Here is a 697-nt window from a genome sequence, read left to right on the forward strand (position 1 = left end):
CAGGCGCTCTCTTTCCATCCCCCTTATTCCCTCCACCACCGGAGGAACTCTTATAAGGCTCAGGCTTTGTAAATACAGGTATTCTACTAAAGCCTGTATCGACCACTTTAATATAGTTTTTCGGATCAAGATAGTAACCCGTGCGACGGCTTCCCTCTGCCAGCGCTTCTTTCGCCTCGCGAGCATATTTAGATGCGGCATTTTTAGCGGAGGTGACCATTCTCTTGGCCATGCTTCCGCCTTGCTTCGCTTTCTCCACTACATACGGAATAAATTCCTTCCGAGTCTTTGCCCACGCTTGGAGGCCCCATTTGCCCATTTCAAAGGCCCCGCCCGTAAGAGCTCCGAAGCCGAACGCTCGCCATGCGGCCGCCGGGTCTACTCTTCCATTCCACATCTGGCTGAGCGATTCGCTCACATATTCTTCCGTTCCCGCTGCGAACATCACCGTCGCCGTATTCGTCGCCATCTGTCTGGCCGTCATCGGAAGCAGCGTTGCTGCTGCACTGGAGAACAACGGTCCGAACACCGCTCCGGAGAAGGCTCCAGCTATCGCTCCGATACCCGCATTCATTAGATATCCCTTGGCACTTGTTTGGGTACCATTGATCTGGTCAGAGATATACGTGCTGGCTACGGATGCCGCCGCACCTATTACCGCGCCGCCTAGCGCGGCCATGGCTACGGCGCCGGCTCC

The 697-nt window shown here is 55.4% G+C and carries 1 protein-coding gene; it reads right to left on the minus strand.

What is annotated here, in order from left to right; all coding sequences use genetic code 11:
* The coding region (locus PXY01_RS22510; protein ID WP_164744560.1) for a hypothetical protein at window positions 1-697 on the minus strand (697 nt) is incomplete at both ends.

The organism is Paenibacillus xylaniclasticus (genome assembly GCF_004001065.1).
Lineage (GTDB): Bacteria > Bacillota > Bacilli > Paenibacillales > Paenibacillaceae > Paenibacillus_T > Paenibacillus_T xylaniclasticus.